Origin of the sequence: Actinoplanes cyaneus, from assembly GCF_016862095.1 — a bacterium.
GTDB classification, from domain to species: Bacteria; Actinomycetota; Actinomycetes; order Mycobacteriales; family Micromonosporaceae; genus Actinoplanes; species Actinoplanes cyaneus.
In genome coordinates, this window is the sequence record NZ_BOMH01000041.1 from 213,810 (window position 1) to 230,722 (window position 16,913).

Here is a 16,913-nt window from a genome sequence, read left to right on the forward strand (position 1 = left end):
CGCTCACAGCCACCGCTCACAGCGCGCCGCTGACCGTGACGAACGAGTGGGCCGGCAGGTGCACCCGCAGTGTGCCGCCGGCCACCGTCACCCCGTCGTACGGCCGGGGCGCCACCACCGACGGCGACTGCGGCGTGTTGTGGTCCTGCAGCAGGCCGGCCGTGAGGATCGTCGCGTCGGTGGCCGTGACGGCGCCACCCCGCAGGTCGATCGCCACGTCGGCGGGGGCCGAGGCGTCCAGGTTCGACAGCGACACGAGCAGCCGGCCGTCCTTGCGGCTGGCGGACGCCGAGATCGTCGTCAGCGCCGCGTCGCCGACCGCGCGCGACGGCAGCGCGGTGCGGAAGTCGACGCGCAACGACGTCGCGTCCTGGTGATCGCGGTTCATCCGGAAGACGTGGTAGGTCGGGGTCAGCACCATGGCCTGCGAATCCGGATCGGTGAGGATCATGGCCTGCAGCACGTTCACGGTCTGCGCGATGTTGGCCATCACGAGCCGGCCGGCGTGCCGGTGGAAGACGTCGAAGTGCACGCTGGCCACCAGCGCGTCGCGCAGTGTGTTCTGCTGGTACAGGAAGCCCGGGTTGGTGCCGCGGGCCACGTCGAACCAGGTGCCCCACTCGTCCAGGACGAGACCGACGCTGCCGGTCGGGTCGTAGCAGTCCATCACCGCCGCGTGCCCGGCGAGCACCTCCTCGACCCGGGCCGCGGCCGCCATCGTCGTGTAGTACTCGCCGGTGTCGAAGACCGTGGCCGAGCCCTTCTCCTCCCAGGTCGGCCCGGTCACCGTGTAGTAGTGCACCGACAGGGCGTGGTAGGCAGTGCTGGAGATGTGCCGGCAGCCCAGGTGCCCGAGCTGCTTCATCAGCGTCTCGGTCCACGCGTAATCGGTGCCGTTGGCGCCCGCCGCGATCTTGTAGAGCCGGTTGTCGCCGTAGTCGCGGCAGTAGGTGCCGTACTGACGGGCCTGGTGCGCGTAATGCTCGGCGGACATGTTGCCGCCGCAGCCCCACGCCTCGTTGCCCAGGCCCCAGAACCGTACCCGCCACGGCTCGTCCCGGCCGTTCTCCCGGCGCAGCCGGGCCATCGGCGAGTCGCCGGCGCGGGTCAGGTACTCCACCCACTCGCTCATCTCCCGCACCGTGCCGGAGCCGACGTTGCCGCTGATGTACGGCTCGGCGCCGAGCATCTCGCACAGCGCCATGAACTCGTGGGTGCCGAAGTGGTTGTTCTCCTCCACCCCGCCCCAATGGGTGTTGACCATGACGGGCCGCCCGTCCCTGGGCCCGACGCCGTCGCGCCAGTGGTACTCGTCGGCGAAACACCCGCCGGGCCAGCGCAGGTTCGGGATGTTCAGGTCGCGCAGCGCCTCGACGACATCCAGCCGGATGCCGCCCACGTTCGGGAGGTCCGAGTCCTCGCCGACGTAGAAGCCGCCGTAGATGCACCGCCCGAGATGCTCGGCGAAGTGCCCGTAGACATGCCGGTTGATCCGTGGGCCGCCGAGGTCCACGTTGATGACGGCTTCGATGGTCACCGTTCGCCCTTCAGTCGCAGTGTCGTCTCCGCCCGGCCCGGCGCGGTGATCGTCAGCAGCGCCGCGCCGCCGTCACCGTCGTCGTAGAGCCGGTAGTCACCGAGGAAGCCGCGCACCTCGACCCGCCCGGCGCCGTCGGTCCGCAGTCTCGTGGGAGGCAGCCACCACTCCCCCTTCACCAGGTCCCGCAGCGCGTCGTACGCGGGTTTCGGGGTGCCGTCGGCGCGCACCAGGCCGGCCGGGGCGCCGAGCCAGGCGCCCTCGTCGGACAGCCCCCAGTAGGTGATCGCCTGCACCGAGGGATACGCGAGCAGCGTGCGGTAGTGCCGCACGATCTCGTCGGCCTGCCGTTCCTCGCCCTCCGGGGTGGACGGCCACGACGGAATCCGGTAGTCGTTCAAGTCCTCGATCTCCGGCGGCATCACGTGCCCGGAGACCAGGGTGGTCTCGGTCAGGTGCAGCGGCAGCCCGTAACGGGAGAACCGCTCCAGCACCGCGAGGGTCCGCTCCTCACCCCAGTAACCCTGGTGCATGTGGCTCTGCAGGCCGATCGCGTCGATCCGGACGCCCGCCTCGAGGACCCCCTCGATCAGGCACTCGTACGCCGTGGACATGTCGAAGTCGTTGAGCACCAGCGTCGCGGCGGGATCCGCGGCGCGCGCCTCCTCGAAGGCGAGCCGCACGGTGGCGATCCGGCCCCGCTCCCAGGCCAGCCGGGTGATCGCGTTGCGGTGCGGCTCGTTGCGGAACACCGGCATGATCACCGCTTCGTTGATCGTGTCCCACGTCCGCACCAGCCCCGCGAAGTCACCCACCTCGCGCCGGACCCGCGCACGGACGGTCGCCTCGATCTCGCCGATCGGTGCCTCCCGCAGCCAGTCGGGCGCCAGGGTGTGCCACACCAGCGGGTGGCCCTTGACCCGGCACCCACGCTCGGCGAACCATCTCGCGGCCCGGCGCAGCCGAGCGGTGTCCGGGCTGCCCGGCGCCGGCTCGAAGTCACTCCAGTAGAACGGCAGGGTCGCCGTGTTGAAGACCTCGAGAAACTGACCGGCGAGCCGTACGAGCCGGGCCCGCGCGACGCCCGCGGACCCGCTCGCAGCCGGGTCGCTCTCCGCGTCGGCCAGGGCTTCGTCGGCCAGGTCGACCAGGTCGAAGCCGATGTTGCCGAACGGGAACGCGTGGGATCGCTGCTCGGCGATGACGTCGCGGTGACTCAGCGGACGTCCGCCGGCGTCGAGCACGGTGACCACGACCTCGCCGGTCCGATGGCCGAGATGGACTGGTGACACGGCACAGCTCCCGCCGAGAAGAAGATTGACCGTCCGAAACTTTCGGGAAAAATCCCACAACTATCGCGTACGTCCCACAGCGCGCCACAGAGACGGCCGCCGCCCGTCCGACAGCGATCTTTCTACCGCTCAGCAGTCGGTTTCCTCAAGAGGATCACGCTGCGTATGACACCACCTCACCTGGAGCAAAGCATCTCGCTTCGATCAATATCTTGACATCTCTATGACCTGCTTCATAGTTTGAGCCATCTTCCGAAATAACTCCGAAACTTTCGCTCACGAAAGGTCGGCTTTTCATGACACCCAAGAGAACCCTTGCCGCGGTCGCCGTGCTGGCGCTGAGCACCCTGGGCCTGACCGCCTGCGGGGGCGGCGACGACGACAGCTCCAGCTCCGGCGGCAACGTCACGATGGAGCTGTGGCAGAACTCCACCACCGGCCCGGGCAAGGCGTTCTGGGAGAAGACGGTCGCCGACTTCCAGACCGCCCACCCGACCGTCAAGATCAAGATCCAGTCGATCCAGAACGAGGACCTGGACGGCAAGCTGCAGACCGCGCTCAACTCCGGCTCCGCGCCCGACATCTTCCTGCAGCGCGGTGGCGGGAAGATGGCCGCGATGGTCGAGGCGGGCCAGCTCAAGGACATCACCGGCGCCGTCAGTGCCGAGACCAAGCAGGCCGTGGGCGAGGCCGCTCTCAAGACCGGGCAGGTCGACGGCAAGGCGTACGCCGTCCCGGTCTCGATCCTGCCCGGGGGCCTCTGGTACAGCCAGGACCTGTTCCAGCAGGCCGGCGTCACCACGCCACCGGCCACCCTGGACGATCTGAACGCCGCGGTGACCAAGCTCAAGGCCAAGGGCACCCCGATCGCCCTCGGCGCCAAGGACGCGTGGCCGGCCGCCCACTGGTACTACTTCTTCGCGCTGCGCGCCTGCAGCCAGGCCACCCTCGACGCCGCCGCGAAGAGCAAGACCTTCGACGACCCGTGCTGGACCAAGGCCGGTGAGCAGCTCAAGGCGTTCGCCGACACCAAGCCGTTCAACGACGGCTTCCTGACCACCCCGGCGCAGCAGGGCGCCGGCAGCTCGGCCGGCCTGCTCGCCAACCACAAGGCGAGCATGGAACTGATGGGCGCCTGGGACCCGGGGGTCATCGCCTCCCTGACCAAGGACACCAAGCCCCTGCCCGACCTGGGCTTCTTCCCGTTCCCCGCGGTCGCCGGCGGCCAGGGCGACCCGGCCGCGGTGATGGGTGGCGCGGACGGTTACTCCTGCTCGGCCAAGGCGCCGAAGGAGTGCACCGACTTCCTGAACTACATCGTGACCAAGGACGTGCAGGAGGCGTTCTACAAGGCCTTCAACTCCCTCCCGGTGAACAAGCAGGCTCAGGGCGCCATCACCGAGCCGTACCTCAAGGCGGTTCTCGACGCCTATAACAAGGCGCCGTACGTCTCGCAGTGGCTGGACACCCTGTACGGCCAGAACGTCGGCAACGCGCTGAACGTCGGCGTGGTGAACCTGCTGGCCGGCCAGGGTGACGTGGCCGGGATCATCAAGGCCGTCAACGACGCGGCCAAGAAGGGCTGAGTGTGGCCGGCAGTCTCGTGATCGCCGATCACGTACGCGACGGGGGTGGCGTTCAGCCGCCACCCCCGGCACGTCCCCGGCGGCGTGGCATCGGCTGGGCGCAACGCCTGGAGATCCTGCTGCTGGCCGGGCCCGCGATCCTCATGTTCCTGGGTTTCGTGGTCGCCCCGATCCTGATCGCGGCGTACATCGGCCTCTACCGGTGGAAGGGTTTCGGGCTTCCCACCAACTTCGTGGGCTTCGACAACTACGTCACGATCCTGCAGGACAGCGCCTTCTGGGCCGCGCTCCGGCACAACGGCATTATCGTCGTCCTGTCGCTGATCTTCCAGGGTCCGATCGCTGTCGCGCTCGCGCTGCTGCTCAACCAGAAGATCCGCGGACGGTCGGTGATCCGTGTGCTGATCTTCGTCCCGTACGTGATCGCCGAGGTGATCGTCGGGACGGCCTGGGCGCTGCTGCTGCAGACCAACGGGGCGGTCAACGGCGTACTCAGATCAATCGGCTTGGATGGTCTGACGCAGGACTGGCTGGCGAATCCGAAACTCGCCATCTGGACCCTGATCATGATCCTGACCTGGAAGTACATCGGCTTCGCGGTGATCCTGTTCCTGGCCGGCATGCAGAACATCCCGGAGGAGCTGGCCGAGGCCGCCGCCGTCGACGGGGCCTCCTACTGGCAGACCCAGTGGCGGATCACGCTGCCGCTGCTCGGGCCGACCATCCGGATCTGGGGCTTCCTGTCGATCATCGGCGCTCTGCAGCTGTTCGACCTGGTCTACATCATCTGGGGCCAGTACGTCTCGTCGACCGCGGGCACCTCGACGATGGTGACCTACATGGTCAACGAGGGCCGCAACGCCGGCAACTACGGCTACGGCAACGCCGTCGCCGTCGTGCTCTTCGTCGTCTCGATGACCATCGCGCTGCTGTACCAGCGCTTCGTCCTGCGCCGGGACACCGAGGGCGCGCTCACCGGAGGGCGGTAGACATGGCCGGCAGGAATGACAACAGCTGGGGACACCCCGGCATCTACGCCGGCGCCCTGCTGCTGATCGGCGTCATGCTCGGGCCGGTCGTCTACATCATCATCGGCGGATTCCGCACCAACGCGCAGATCACCGTCGACCCGGCCGGCCTGCCGCACCCGTGGGAGTTCGGCAACTACACGAACGTGCTGAGCAGCAGCGGCTTCTGGCGCCAGGCCGGCAACTCGACGATCGTGGCGGTGGTCACCACCTTCGGGGTGGTCCTGCTGGGCGTGATGGCCAGTTACGTCCTGGCCCGCTACCGGTTCCGCGGCAGCGGAGCGATGTACGCGCTCTTCGCCGCCGGTCTGATGTTCCCGGTGACGGTCGCCATCACGCCGGTCTACATCCTGGTGAAGAGCCTGGGCATCGTGAACACCCTCCCGGGGGTGATCCTTCCGCAGATCGCCTTCGCGCTGCCCACGACGATCATCATCCTGGTCCCGTTCCTGCGGGCGATCCCCCGGGAGATCGAGGAGGCCGCGGCCATCGACCGCTGCAGCCGGCTCGGCTTCTTCTGGCGGATCGTCATCCCGCTGTCGGTGCCCGGGCTGGTCACCACCGGGATCCTGGCGTTCATCAACAGCTGGAACAGTTACCTGCTGCCGCTGTTCATCCTCAGCGAGCAGGACACCTTCACCCTGCCGCTCGGGGTGCAGGCATTCGCGTCGGAGTATTCGGTGGACACCGCGAAGGTGCTCGCGTTCACGTCGTTGTCGATGATCCCGGCGCTGGTGTTCTTCAGCCTCTTCGAACGCCGCATCGTGGGCGGGCTGACCGGCGCCGTCAAGGGGTGACACCCCGCCACCTCCCGCGCGACCTCCCTGCGCGCGGGCGGCCCCCGCGCGCGGACCGTCCCCGCGCGCGGGGCATCCCGGGCGTGCCGTCACCCCGTCTACGGCTGCACGCGCGCCCGGTCACCGGTGCCGATCGGCTCAGCCCGCTGGGCTCCATGCCGATCAAGAACGCGAGAGGAAAGTACGGCCTGGGAGGGGACATCGATGCCGGAACGCACCGAGAGCGCCCGGCAGGTCGCGGACCTCCTCCGTACCGCCCGGCAGTCCCTCGGCATGGAGCTGGCATTCCTCAGCCGGATGGAGGGCCCGGTCCAGCACCTCGAGGTCGTCGACTCCGTGCTGCCCATGCAGGACGGCATGACGCAGCCGCGCGCCACCTCGTTCTGCCAGGCGATCATGGACGGGGCACTGCCGCCGGTGATCCCGGACGTCACCCGCTTCCCGGCGGCGATGCGCCTGCCCGCCGCCGAGCAGGGCCTCCGCAGCTACCTGTCGGTGCCCGTCGAGCTGAGCGACGGCACCCTCTACGGCACGTTCTGCAGCGCGGGCCTGCAGGCCGACCCCCAGCTGGCCGACCGGGACCGGGCACTCATGCAGGTGCTGGCCCAAGCCGCGGCCGCCATCATCGAACCGGACGTCCGCAAGCAGCGGCGCAACGCCGAGATCGAGAGCCGGCTGCGGCCCGTGCTGGACCGGGGCGGCCCGGTGGTCCTGCTCCAGCCGATCGTCGAACTCGCCGGTGGGCGGCGGGTCGGCGCCGAGGCGCTCAGCCGCTTCCCGCGCGAATGGCAGCAACCGCCCGACGAGGTCTTCGCCGACGCCGACCTGATCGGCGAACGGGAGAACCTGGAACTGGCAGCACTGCACCGGGCCGCCGACCATCTGCCCGGCGTCAGCGGGTACATCGCCATGAACATCTCCCCCGCCACCCTCTGGTCTCCGGGCAGCGTGGACTTCCTGGCACGCCTGCCGCTCGAACGGATCGTGCTCGAGCTGTCGGAGCACGACCCGATCCATGACTACGACCGGCTCGCCACGGTGCTGGCACCCCTGCGCGCCCGCGGGATGCGACTGGCCATCGACGACGTCGGCGCCGGTTACTCCTCGCTCCGGCACATCGTGGCCACCGGCCCGGACGTCATCAAGCTCGACCGCAGCGTCGTCAGCGGGGTGGCCGGCGACGCGGTGCTCGCGGCGGTCGTGCACGCCCTGACCGACCTGGCCGCCGCGGTCGGCGCCACGGTGGTCGCCGAAGGCGTCGAGACCGCCGCGGACGCCGCGGCCCTCGCCGGCCTGGGCGTCCACCTGGGCCAGGGTTGGCTGTTCGACCGGGCGGTCGAGGCCGCCGAGCTGCGAGACGGGTACGCGCTCACGCCGGCCGGACGGTGAGCCACGGCCGCCATCAGGGGGCGGCCCAGCCCCGCGCTCACCCCGGCCGGACCGTGAGCCGCAGCCGCCATCAGCGGGCGGCCCGGCGCCGGAGCCCATGATCCGCGGCCGGACCCAAGGCGGCTACAACTCTAGGTTGACCAGGAAGCCCTCGAACGTCAGGTCGCCCCGATCCGGGGTGCCACGGTCGGCTTCCCCCAGTTCGGTGAGCACACCCGACCCCCGCGCCGTGCCGGTCTGCGGATCGGGCCTCCCGTGGACCGCCTGGATCCGGGCGACGGTCCCGTTCGTCGGCTCGATCACCATGCCGGTGTCGGCGTGGTGATACTGATACGCATCCACGCGGGCCGCCGTGTCCGGGCCCACGGCCTCTTCCAGCCACCGCTTGTCGATGTCGCGCCGGAGCTCCCACGTCACCCGGGAACCCAGCCGGAACGGCTCGCCACAACAGTTCCAGTCAGCTCGATCGATCCACACCGTGATTTCCACAGCGACAGTGTGCCCACGACATGGGCCGGATAGTCCGGCGGTCCGCAATCGACTTCGCCGGATCGGTACGCCGTTTTCCGGCGGCCCGTCGTGGTTCACGGCGGCCCGTCGTGGTCCATTCCCCCGGTCCACCGGCCCGGGCTCTCCGGCTCGTCGTCGGCCTCCTCCGCGCTGACCTCGGTCAGCTCGTGCTCCTCGGCGAAGTCGCCGGTGTCGTCGTCCGGATCACCGATGGGTTCCATACGCCTGCCCTCCTGGCTCGCGTGGTCTCGACTCGCGGTGCCGCTGTGCCACGGCTGTCCGCGCGGTGCCGCTGTGCCACGGCTACCCGAGCCCCACCCGAGCAAACCCGCGCCCCGCCCCGGGCGACCCGACTTCGGGGCACGCAGCGATCAACCCGTCAACACCTGTCACGAATCCGGGCGACCTGGTTCCGGCCCGCTGGGTGTCTCGATCCCCGCACCACCATCGTGGCCACTCAGCCGCCGTAGACCCTCATCGACCCGGCGACGGGGGACCGTCGTGCCCGACGAGAAGGACGGCCGGCAACGTGGCGAGAGTGGCAGGCATCTGACCGGCGTGCTCGCTGAACGCGATCAGCAAATAGGACGTCGCGGCCCGGCTGGCGCTCACGGTGGTTGTGCGGGCGGACAACCACGGTGGTGAACAGCCTGAAGTCCGCGCCGAGGTGCTTGCTCAGCTGGCAGGGCGGGCGGCCGGGCGAGAGCGGCGGGCGGAACCGTTCAGGGAGGACGGCGTGGACCGGCTCGGAGGCGCGACCTGGGTCCGGGTGCATGGGCGAGGGCTGCCGCCGCGCTGGGCGGGGCGGGCTGACGACGTACCCAGCTGATTTCTGATCTTCGATTCGGTTTCGGTGGGCGGCGGCCGGGAACTAGGGCCGCTGTGAAGCGCGGAGACCTGATCGACGGCCGTTATCGACTGGGCGAACGCCTCGGGCAGGGCGGCATGTCAGTGGTCTGGCGCGCTGACGACGAGAGTCTGGGGCGCGAGGTCGCGATCAAGGTGCTCTCCGCCGCGCTGGCCGGTGACCCGGCGCTGCGGCAGCGGATCCGCGCCGAGGCCCGGGCCGCCGCCGGGCTGTTGCATCCCGGTGTCGTGGCGGTCTTCGATTACGGCGAGTTGACCGAAGCGGGACGCGTCCTGTCGTACGTGGTCATGGAGCTGGTCGAGGGCCGGTCGATGGCCGACATGCTGACCGGCGAACCCCTGGCGTGGGAGTTGACCGTCCTGATCGGCGCCGAGGTGGCGGCTGCTCTCGCGGCGGCGCACCGGGCCGGGGTCGTGCACCGGGACGTGAAGCCGGGCAACGTCATGGTGACCGCCACCGGGATCAAACTGGTCGACTTCGGCATCTCGGCAACGGTGGGCGAGCTCGACGGGCAGGACGGCATGGTGCTCGGCACTCCCGCCTACCTGGCGCCGGAGCGGATCGCGGGTGGACCGGTGCGGCCCGCGACCGACGTCTACGCGCTCGGCCTGCTGCTCTACCGTGCGCTCGCCGGCCGGATGCCGTGGCAGGCGACGACGGTGACACAGATGCTGAAGGCGCACGTGTACGCGAGTCCCGCACCGCTGCCGCCCGTCGACGGCCTGCCCGCCGAGGTCGTCCGGCTGCTGAGCCGCTGCCTGGCCAAGAAGCCCGGGGAACGCCCCTCGTCGGCCGAGATCGCCCAGGTGCTGGGCGAGATCAGTGGCCAGCCGCGGTCCACCGTGCTGCGCGGCGCCGCCGGGCCGTCGCTGGCAGTGCCCCGGCTTCGCGACCGTCGTTCCCGCCCCGCCGTGGCGTCCCGGATCCGCGGTCGTCGTTCCCGGACGGTGCCGGCGCTCCGGCTGCGCGACCGTCGATCGCGGCCGGTGCTGGCCGGTGCCGCGGCGGCCACGTTGCTGGCGCTGGGCGCCTCCTGGTGGACCATGAGCGGCGGCACGTCCCCGGCCTCGCAGCCGGCGGCCGCCGCCCCGCCGCCGGGCACCTCCGCCACCAGCTCAGCACCGCCGACGACGACCTCGACGACGTCGACGTCCATGCAGGCGACGGTCGTCCGGCAGGTGGTGGACCACGGCGCCGCGCCGGCCGCGCCCGCGGCGAAGACGGCCCGCTCCGGCCCGGCCCCGAAGGCCTTGAAGCTTCCGAAGGTGAAACCGCCGAAGGCACTGAAGCCGCCGAAGCATCCCAAGCCACCGAAGCACCGGTGACACGCCTGACGGCGGGACTCCCCCCGGGTGGCGGAGTCCCGCGGTCAGCCGGGGATCAGGCCAGGCCGTTGTCCTTGAGGAACGCCTTGGCCACTGTCGCGCTGTCCTGCTTGTCCACCTGGATCTTCGCCAGGTAGGTGGTGAGGTTCTCGGTGGTCAGCTTCGCCGAGACGGCGTTGAGCGCGCCGGAGACCGCGTCGGTCTTCGCCTCGGTACGGATCAGCGGGATGACGTTCTGCGAGGTGTAGAGGTTCTTCGGGTCCTGCAGCACGACCAGCTTGTTGGTGGCGATGCCCGAGTCGGTGGAGAAGATGTTGCCGACGTCGATGTCGCCGTCGACCAGGGCCTTCATGGTGAGCGGGCCGCCGGCGTCGAGCGCCTTGAACTCCTTGAACTTCACGCCGTAGACCGATTCGAGGCCCTTGAGCCCCTGGTGGCGCTCCTGGAACTCGGGGCCGGCGCCGACCTTGAGCGTCGGTGCGGCGGCCTTGAGGTCCTCGATGCTGGTCAGCTTGTACTTGTCGGCCGTCGCCTTGGTGACGGTCAGGGTGTCCTTGTCCTCGGCGGCGGACTGCTCCAGCACCTCGGTGCCGGCCGGCAGGACCTTCTTGAGCGCGGCGAGCACGTCCGTCGGGCTGCTGATGTTCTCGGGCACGCCGCCGGTGGAGAGCGCGGCGAGCAGCGCGCCGTTGTACTCCGGCAGCAGGTCGATCGACTTGTCCTGCAGGGCCTTGAGGTAGAGCTCGCGGGCGCCGATGTTGAACTGCCGCTTGACCGTGACGCCCTTGGCCTCCAGCGCCTGCGAGTAGATCTCGGCCAGCAGCTCGCTCTCGGCGAAGTTGGCCGAGCCGACGGTGACCGCGGCCGCCGAACCGCTGCCCTTGGTGTCGCCGGCGAGCGGGTCGCTGTCAGCGCCGCACGCGGCCAGGGACAGGGCGAGGCCGATACCGGTGATGGCGGCGCCGATGGTACGTATGCGGAACATGGTCGACCTTCCGATGGGGGTTTTCTTCACGTGGTGGCACGGCGCGAACGGGGCTGCGCCCGTCCGCTGAGCCCGGGTGAGACGATCCACCGCTGCACGAGCGCGAGCAGCAGGTCGAGCAGCACGGCGAGGACGGCGACGACGATGGCGCCGGCCAGGACCCGGGAGTAGTCGTTGACGGCCAGGCCGTCGATCAGCAGGCGGCCCAGTCCGCTGAGCCCCACGGCGGCGGCCACCGTGGCGGTCGCAACCACTTGCAGGGCGGCGCTGCGGAAGCCGCTCATCAGCACCGGCAGCGCCATCGGCACCTCGACCTTGAACAACACCTGCCACGGGCGCATGCCCATGCCCTTCGCCGCGTCCACGACGCGATGATCGAGAGACCGCATTCCGGCGTACGCCGAGGTCAGGATCGGCGGGATGACGAGCACGGTCAACGCGATCAGCACCGGGGTCAGGCCCAGCCCGAGCAGGGTGACCATCAGCATCAGCAGGCCGAGGGTGGGCAGCGACCGGCCGGCGTTGCCGGAGTTGATCGCGATGAACGAGCCGCGCCCGGTGTGCCCGATCCAGAGACCGACCGGCAGCGCGATCACCGTGCCGATCAGCAGCGCCAGCGCGACGTACCCGAGGTGGGCCAGGATCAGCTGCGGGAAGCCGCCGGGCGCGCTGAGGTCCCAGTGCGCGGCGTCGAACAGATAGGACAGGTTCACGCCGTGCCACCCCCGCGCTGGAACCTCGCCCACGGGGTGACGGCCCGCTGGATGAGCACGATGATCAGGTCGGCCAGCCCGGCGAGCAGCACGGACAGGATGATGCCGATGATGATGGGCTCCAGGTAGAAGAGCTGGAAGCCGCGCGTGAACAGCTGGCCGAGCCCGCCGATGCCGATCAGCGCGCCGACGCTGACCAGGCTGATGTTGGAGACCGTGGCGACCCGCAGGCCGGCCAGGATGACCGGCAGCGCGACCGGCAGCTCGACGTCGAGCAGGCGGCGCGTCCGGCGGTATCCCATGGCGGTGGCGGACTGGGTGACGATCGGGTCGACAGCGCGCAGGCCGTCCGCGACCGTGCGGGACAGCAGCGCCACCGTGTAGATGGTCAGTGCCACGACGATGTTCGCCGGGGCCAGGATCTTGGTGCCGAGGATGACCGGCAGGAAGACGAAGAGGGCGAGCGACGGGATCGAGTAGAGCACGCCGCAGACGTTCACCAGGGGGTGGTAGAACCAGGGGAACCGCACCCCGAGGTAGCCGATCGGCAGGGACACGACGAAACCGATCAGGATGGGCAGCAGGGCGAGGTAGATGTGCTGCCGCAGCGCAGCCAGCACCACCTCATGGTTGTTACTCAGGTATTGGATCATGCTTCCTGCTCCGCCGCCCGCCGGTCGCGCCGAGTCGCCAGGAAGTCGACGAGGTCGTGGTGGCGGACCAGGCCGTCGGCAGTGCCGTCCGCGCCGACCCGGACCGCGACGCCGACCGGGGACATGATCGCCAGGTCGGTGACCATCCGCAGCGAGTCGGCCTTGGTGAAGACCCCGGCGGTCGGCTGGACCACGCCGCCGAGCCGCCAGCCGACCGGGCGCCCGGCCTCGTCGAGCACCAGCTCGGCGCCGCCGTCGGTGAGCGGGCTGACCGGCAGGTCGGCGGCGGTGTCGAAGGAGAGGCTGCGCAGACCGCGGTCACGACCGACGAACTCGGCCACGAAGTCATCGACCGGCTGTTCGAGCAGCTCCTGCGGCGTGCCGAACTGCGCCAGATGCCCGCCCTGCCGGAAGACCGCGACCCGGTCACCGAGCTTGATCGCCTCGTCGATGTCGTGGGTGACCATCGCGATGGTCTTGCCCAGGTCCTGCTGGAGCCGCAGGAACTCGCGGTGCAGGCCCTCGCGCACGACCGGGTCGACCGCGCTGAACGGCTCGTCCATCAGCATCACCGGCGGGTCGGCCGCCAGCGCGCGGGCCACGCCGACGCGCTGCTGCTGCCCACCGGAGAGCTGGGCCGGGTAGCGCCCGGCGAACTCGGCGGCCAGCCCGACGCGCTCCAGCAGCTCCAGGGCGGCCGCCCGGGCCTCGCGCCGGGTCTTGCCGAGCAGCAGGGGCACGGTGGCCACGTTGTCCAGCACGGTCTTGTGCGGGAAGAGCCCGGCGTGCTGGATCACATAGCCGATGCCGCGCCGCAGGAGCGCCTCGTCCTGCCCCGCGACATCCCGGCCGTCGATCAGGATCCGGCCCGAGGTGGGCTCGACCATCCGGTTGATCATGCGCAGCGAGGTGGTCTTGCCACACCCGGACGGCCCGACCAGAACCGTCATCTTCCCGGTGGGCAACTCCATCGAGAGGTGGTCCACCGCGGTGCTGCCGCCTGGGTAGATCTTGACGACGTCCTCAAATGTGATCATGGCGCTCCTGGCGGCGGCAGACGTTGTCATGAATACTGCTATTCATACTTGTTCAGTGGTGAATAACAAGTCAACGGGCACGTGAGACGTGTTACGGCTCGTTAACACGCGGGCTGGAGGGTACATGCAGACGGCCACCGGTGTGACCCTCGACGGCCGGAACCTGACGATCCCCGGTCTGCTCGCGATCGCCTCCGGACAGGCGGTGACCGAGGTCGGACCGGCCGCCCTGCGGCTCGTCGAGGCGCGGCACGCGCGGCTGCACGACGCCCGGGAGCGCGGCGCGGTCTACGGCGCGAACACGGGCGTGGGCGCGAACCGGCACGAGCACACCGGTGACGCCGGGGAGCACGGGTTGCGCCTGTTGCGCAGCCACTGTGCGGCCGTCGGGCCCGAGGAGGACGACGTGACGGCGCGCGCGGCCATGGCCGTACGGCTGAATCAGATCTTGTCCGGGGGTTCCGGGGTCTCCCGGCGGGTCGCCGAGGCGCTGGCCACGGCGCTGCGCGACGGCGCCGTGCCGAGTCTGCACCCGTGGGGCGCGATCGGCACTGCGGACCTGTCGGCGCTCGCCGAGCTCGGCCTGACCCTGGCCGGGGAACGTCCCTGGCGCTCCGGGAACGGGCCGGTGATCACCATCGACAGCACCGACGCGCTGCCGATGATCAGCTCCAGCGCGCTCACCGTCGCGACCGGAGTCATCGCGTTGTCGCAGGTGGACGAGCTGATCCGGGCCTCGGTGGTGGTGGCCGGGCTGTCGTTCCTGGCGCTGCGCGGCAACCCCGAGGCCTACCATCCGGCCGTCCACCGGGCCCGTGCGCATCCCGGGCAGGTGGAGGTCGCCGCGCAGCTCAGCGCCCTGGTGGCCGGGTGCGCGCCGCCGGTGCGCATCCAGGACCCGTTCGGGCTGCGCGTCGTGCCGCAGGTCACCGCGCCGGCCGTGCACGCGGCCCGCTCCCTGCACGACGTGCTCACCGCCGAGCTCAACGCCGCCGTGGAGAACCCGCTGGTCACCGACGACGGCGTGCTGCACCACGGCCAGTTCCACACCGCGACCCTGGCGGCCGGCCTGGACGCGGTGCGCAGCGCGTTCCTGCCGGTGCTGTCGCTGTCGTCGGCACGGGTAGGCCTGTTGATGCGCCCCGACATGACCGGCCTGCGCGCCTTCCTCGCCGACGGGCCGGCCGGCAGCTCCGGCCTGATGATCGGCGAGTACGTGGTCCAGGACGTCCTCACCGAGATCCGCGTCGGCATGCAGCCCACCGCGGCCGGCACCCTGACGATCTCGCTCGGCCTGGAGGAACACGCCAGCTTCGCCACCCAGGGCGCCCGCTCGCTGCGGCGGATGACCCGGCTCGCCCCGACCCTGCTCGCCGCCGAGCTGGTCGCTGCCGTCCGCGCGCTGCGGATGGCACCGGGCAGACTGCCGGAGGGCAGCGCCCGGGACGCCTTCGAGCTGGCCGCGAAGAACCTGGAACCCGGGTTCGACGACCGGCCGCTCGGCACCGACCTGGACAACGCCGTCACCGTGCTCCCGGCCCTCGCCGCGCTCCTCTGACCGCGCCCGGCAGGCACCACGCCGCACTCCTTCGACCCGGCTCACTCGAACGGCGGCAGCGGGCTGATCGCCGGCCCCTGCAGGACAGCGCCGTCGACGCCGAAACGGGAGCCGTGGCACGGGCACTCCCAGGCGGTCTCCGCGTCGTTGAAGTTGACGATGCACCCCAGGTGCGTGCACCGGGCCGAGCGGGTGTGCACCTCACCCGCCGCGTCCCGGTAGGCGGCGCACTGCTGCCCGCGGACCCGGACGATCGCGCCGTGGCCCGGGGCGATGTCGTCGATCGAGTCGACGTGCGAGGGCCGTACGCGATCGCCGACGAAATGCCCGGCGACCTCGGCCCCCAGCTTCAGCATCGAACCGGCCTCCCGGGTCAGGCCCAGCCGGCGCGGATCGTAGAGCCCGGCCCACTCCGGCGCGTCGCCGCTGATCAACGCGGCCAGCAGCTGACCGGAGAGCACGCCCGAGCTCATCCCCCAGCCGCCGAAGCCGGTGGCCACGTACACGTTCTCGACGCCCCGGTGGAAGCGCCCGATGAACGGCACCCCGTCGGTGGTGCTGTTGTCCTGAGTGGCCCAGCGGTAGACGATCCGCGCGTCCGGGAAGCGCTCCCGGGTCCAGTCGGAGAGACGCTGCCACTGCTCGGTGGCCTCACCCGCGCCCGGGGTGAAATGCTCGCCGGTGACGATGAGCAGGCGCTGCCCGTCCCCGTACGGCGCGGTCCGTACCGAGCGGGTGTTCAGATCCGGCGTGAGGTAGGCGCCTCCCGGGTCCTGCCCGGCCGGGATCACCGCGGCGACCACCAGCTCGCGGCGCGGTTGCAGGCGGGAGAAGAGCAGCGCGCGGTCGAAGATCGGGTAATGGGTGGCGATCACGACGTGCCGGGCCGTGACGGTGTGCCCGCCCTCGGTGGTGACCGTGCACGAATCGCCCTCGTCCAGGTCGGTGACCCGGCTGCGCTCGAAGATCGACCCGCCACGACGGACCAGGTCGTCAGCCAGGGCCAGCAGGTACTTGCGGGGGTGGAACTGGGCCTGGCCACCGACCCGGACCGCGCCGGCCACCGGGAACGGCAGCCCCGTCCCGGTGACGAAGGTGGCCGGCAGCCCGGCAGCGGCCGCCGCGTCCGCCTCGGCGCGCACCTTCTCCAGGGTGTCGCCCGACTCGGCCCAGGTGTACGCGGGCACCCGTTCCAGCTCGCAGTCGATCCCGAGGCGCGCCGTCACCTCCGCGACGCGCTCCACGGCGGCCTGCTGGCTCGTGGCGTACTGCCGCGCGCTCACCTGGTCGAAGGAGGTGCGCAACTTGTCGTAGACCAGGGTGTGCAGCACCGACAGCTTGGCGGTCGTGTACCCCGTGACGCCGGTGGCGATCCGGTCCGCCTCGAGCAGCGTCACCCGATGCCCGGCCTCGGTCAGCTCCCAGGCGGTGCACAGCCCCGCTATGCCCCCGCCGACCACGACCACGTCGGTGTCGGCATCACCGGACAGCCGCGGGTAGGCGGTCGGTGTGGTGGACTCGATCCAGTACGACTCTTGCGTGCCTGACAACATGGCCGCGCTCTACCCCCCGGTGATCGCGGCAAACCGCATGCCGCCGTGCACTCTCGTCCCGAGCGCTGATCAGGGCACCGCG

The 16,913-nt window shown here is 70.6% G+C and carries 15 protein-coding genes; 6 read left to right on the top strand and 9 right to left on the bottom strand.

What is annotated here, in order from left to right:
- Nucleotides 1-16: 16 nt before the first annotated feature.
- Together Acy02nite_RS28190 and Acy02nite_RS28195 are read right to left on the bottom strand one after the other, a co-directional pair.
- A complete protein-coding gene (locus Acy02nite_RS28190) occupies nucleotides 17-1,537 on the bottom strand; it encodes an alpha-N-arabinofuranosidase (protein ID WP_203745968.1) in 1,521 nt (506 codons plus the stop codon).
- Nucleotides 1,534-2,829: an endo-1,4-beta-xylanase gene (locus Acy02nite_RS28195; RefSeq protein ID WP_203745970.1), complete on the bottom strand. Its 1,296-nt coding sequence runs from the start codon at nucleotides 2,827-2,829 to the stop codon at nucleotides 1,534-1,536. The genes Acy02nite_RS28190 and Acy02nite_RS28195 overlap by 4 nt, the downstream gene beginning before the upstream one ends.
- Nucleotides 2,830-3,125: 296 nt before the next feature.
- On the opposite strand from Acy02nite_RS28195, the gene Acy02nite_RS28200 reads away from it, so the two are divergent.
- The 4 genes from Acy02nite_RS28200 to Acy02nite_RS28215 all read left to right on the top strand — a co-directional run bounded on the left by Acy02nite_RS28200 (nucleotide 3,126) and on the right by Acy02nite_RS28215 (nucleotide 7,629).
- Nucleotides 3,126-4,415, top strand: coding sequence for an ABC transporter substrate-binding protein (locus Acy02nite_RS28200; protein ID WP_203745978.1), 1,290 nt, complete (start codon nucleotides 3,126-3,128; stop codon nucleotides 4,413-4,415).
- Between the two features lie 2 nt (nucleotides 4,416-4,417).
- On the top strand, nucleotides 4,418-5,404 hold the full coding sequence (locus tag Acy02nite_RS28205) for a carbohydrate ABC transporter permease (RefSeq protein WP_239175281.1): 987 nt from the start codon (nucleotides 4,418-4,420) through the stop codon (nucleotides 5,402-5,404).
- A gap of 2 nt (nucleotides 5,405-5,406) precedes the next feature.
- Nucleotides 5,407-6,240, top strand: a complete 834-nt coding sequence (locus Acy02nite_RS28210) for a carbohydrate ABC transporter permease (RefSeq protein WP_203745980.1) — start codon at nucleotides 5,407-5,409, stop codon at nucleotides 6,238-6,240.
- A gap of 204 nt (nucleotides 6,241-6,444) precedes the next feature.
- Nucleotides 6,445-7,629, top strand: a complete 1,185-nt coding sequence (locus tag Acy02nite_RS28215; protein ID WP_203745982.1) for a sensor domain-containing phosphodiesterase — start codon at nucleotides 6,445-6,447, stop codon at nucleotides 7,627-7,629.
- 123 nt (nucleotides 7,630-7,752) lie between these two features.
- On the opposite strand, the gene Acy02nite_RS28220 is transcribed toward Acy02nite_RS28215, so the two are convergent.
- Nucleotides 7,753-8,118, bottom strand: a complete 366-nt coding sequence (locus Acy02nite_RS28220; protein ID WP_203745984.1) for a DUF6578 domain-containing protein — start codon at nucleotides 8,116-8,118, stop codon at nucleotides 7,753-7,755.
- Nucleotides 8,119-8,213: 95 nt separating this feature from the next.
- A complete protein-coding gene (locus tag Acy02nite_RS28225) occupies nucleotides 8,214-8,360 on the bottom strand; it encodes a hypothetical protein (protein ID WP_203745985.1) in 147 nt (48 codons plus the stop codon).
- A 661-nt stretch (nucleotides 8,361-9,021) separates the two neighbouring features.
- Between Acy02nite_RS28225 and Acy02nite_RS28230 the strand changes: the two genes are divergently transcribed.
- Complete coding sequence (locus Acy02nite_RS28230) at nucleotides 9,022-10,332, top strand: serine/threonine-protein kinase (protein WP_203745987.1); 1,311 nt, start codon at nucleotides 9,022-9,024, stop codon at nucleotides 10,330-10,332.
- A gap of 55 nt (nucleotides 10,333-10,387) precedes the next feature.
- On the opposite strand, the gene Acy02nite_RS28235 is transcribed toward Acy02nite_RS28230, so the two are convergent.
- From Acy02nite_RS28235 to Acy02nite_RS28250, 4 genes are read right to left on the bottom strand one after another with little or no spacing between them, the layout of a single operon-like run.
- Nucleotides 10,388-11,317 (bottom strand): ABC transporter substrate-binding protein, encoded by a 930-nt coding sequence (locus tag Acy02nite_RS28235; RefSeq protein WP_203745989.1) that lies wholly within the window; start codon nucleotides 11,315-11,317, stop codon nucleotides 10,388-10,390.
- Nucleotides 11,318-11,343: 26 nt separating this feature from the next.
- Complete coding sequence (locus Acy02nite_RS28240; RefSeq protein ID WP_203745991.1) at nucleotides 11,344-12,030, bottom strand: ABC transporter permease; 687 nt, start codon at nucleotides 12,028-12,030, stop codon at nucleotides 11,344-11,346.
- Nucleotides 12,027-12,683: an ABC transporter permease gene (locus Acy02nite_RS28245; RefSeq protein WP_203745993.1), complete on the bottom strand. Its 657-nt coding sequence runs from the start codon at nucleotides 12,681-12,683 to the stop codon at nucleotides 12,027-12,029. Before Acy02nite_RS28245 ends, Acy02nite_RS28240 begins: the two co-directional genes overlap by 4 nt.
- The gene (locus tag Acy02nite_RS28250; RefSeq protein WP_203746001.1) at nucleotides 12,680-13,720 is read right to left on the bottom strand and encodes an ABC transporter ATP-binding protein; all 1,041 of its coding nucleotides are present in this window, start codon (nucleotides 13,718-13,720) and stop codon (nucleotides 12,680-12,682) included. Before Acy02nite_RS28250 ends, Acy02nite_RS28245 begins: the two co-directional genes overlap by 4 nt.
- Before the next feature lie 124 nt (nucleotides 13,721-13,844).
- Here Acy02nite_RS28250 and Acy02nite_RS28255 point away from each other — a divergent pair, with 124 nt between their 5' ends.
- Entirely contained in the window at nucleotides 13,845-15,278 is a 1,434-nt protein-coding gene (locus tag Acy02nite_RS28255; RefSeq protein WP_203746008.1) for an aromatic amino acid lyase, read from the top strand.
- Between the two features lie 41 nt (nucleotides 15,279-15,319).
- Here the strand turns inward: Acy02nite_RS28255 and Acy02nite_RS28260 are convergent, their stop codons facing one another.
- Nucleotides 15,320-16,831 carry an FAD-dependent oxidoreductase gene (locus tag Acy02nite_RS28260; RefSeq protein ID WP_203746010.1) on the bottom strand — a complete coding sequence of 504 codons (1,512 nt, stop codon included), beginning with the start codon at nucleotides 16,829-16,831 and terminating at the stop codon, nucleotides 15,320-15,322.
- Nucleotides 16,832-16,913 lie beyond the last annotated feature (82 nt).

Coding starts and splice junctions, on each gene's coding strand:
- Acy02nite_RS28260 (WP_203746010.1), bottom strand. CDS start 16,831: ATGTTGTCAGGCACGCAAGAGTCGTACTGGATCGAGTCCACCACACCG.
- Acy02nite_RS28245 (WP_203745993.1), bottom strand. CDS start 12,683: ATGATCCAATACCTGAGTAACAACCATGAGGTGGTGCTGGCTGCGCTG.
- Acy02nite_RS28250 (WP_203746001.1), bottom strand. CDS start 13,720: ATGATCACATTTGAGGACGTCGTCAAGATCTACCCAGGCGGCAGCACC.
- Acy02nite_RS28210 (WP_203745980.1), top strand. CDS start 5,407: ATGGCCGGCAGGAATGACAACAGCTGGGGACACCCCGGCATCTACGCC.
- Acy02nite_RS28215 (WP_203745982.1), top strand. CDS start 6,445: ATGCCGGAACGCACCGAGAGCGCCCGGCAGGTCGCGGACCTCCTCCGT.
- Acy02nite_RS28255 (WP_203746008.1), top strand. CDS start 13,845: ATGCAGACGGCCACCGGTGTGACCCTCGACGGCCGGAACCTGACGATC.
- Acy02nite_RS28225 (WP_203745985.1), bottom strand. CDS start 8,360: ATGGAACCCATCGGTGATCCGGACGACGACACCGGCGACTTCGCCGAG.
- Acy02nite_RS28200 (WP_203745978.1), top strand. CDS start 3,126: ATGACACCCAAGAGAACCCTTGCCGCGGTCGCCGTGCTGGCGCTGAGC.
- Acy02nite_RS28235 (WP_203745989.1), bottom strand. CDS start 11,317: ATGTTCCGCATACGTACCATCGGCGCCGCCATCACCGGTATCGGCCTC.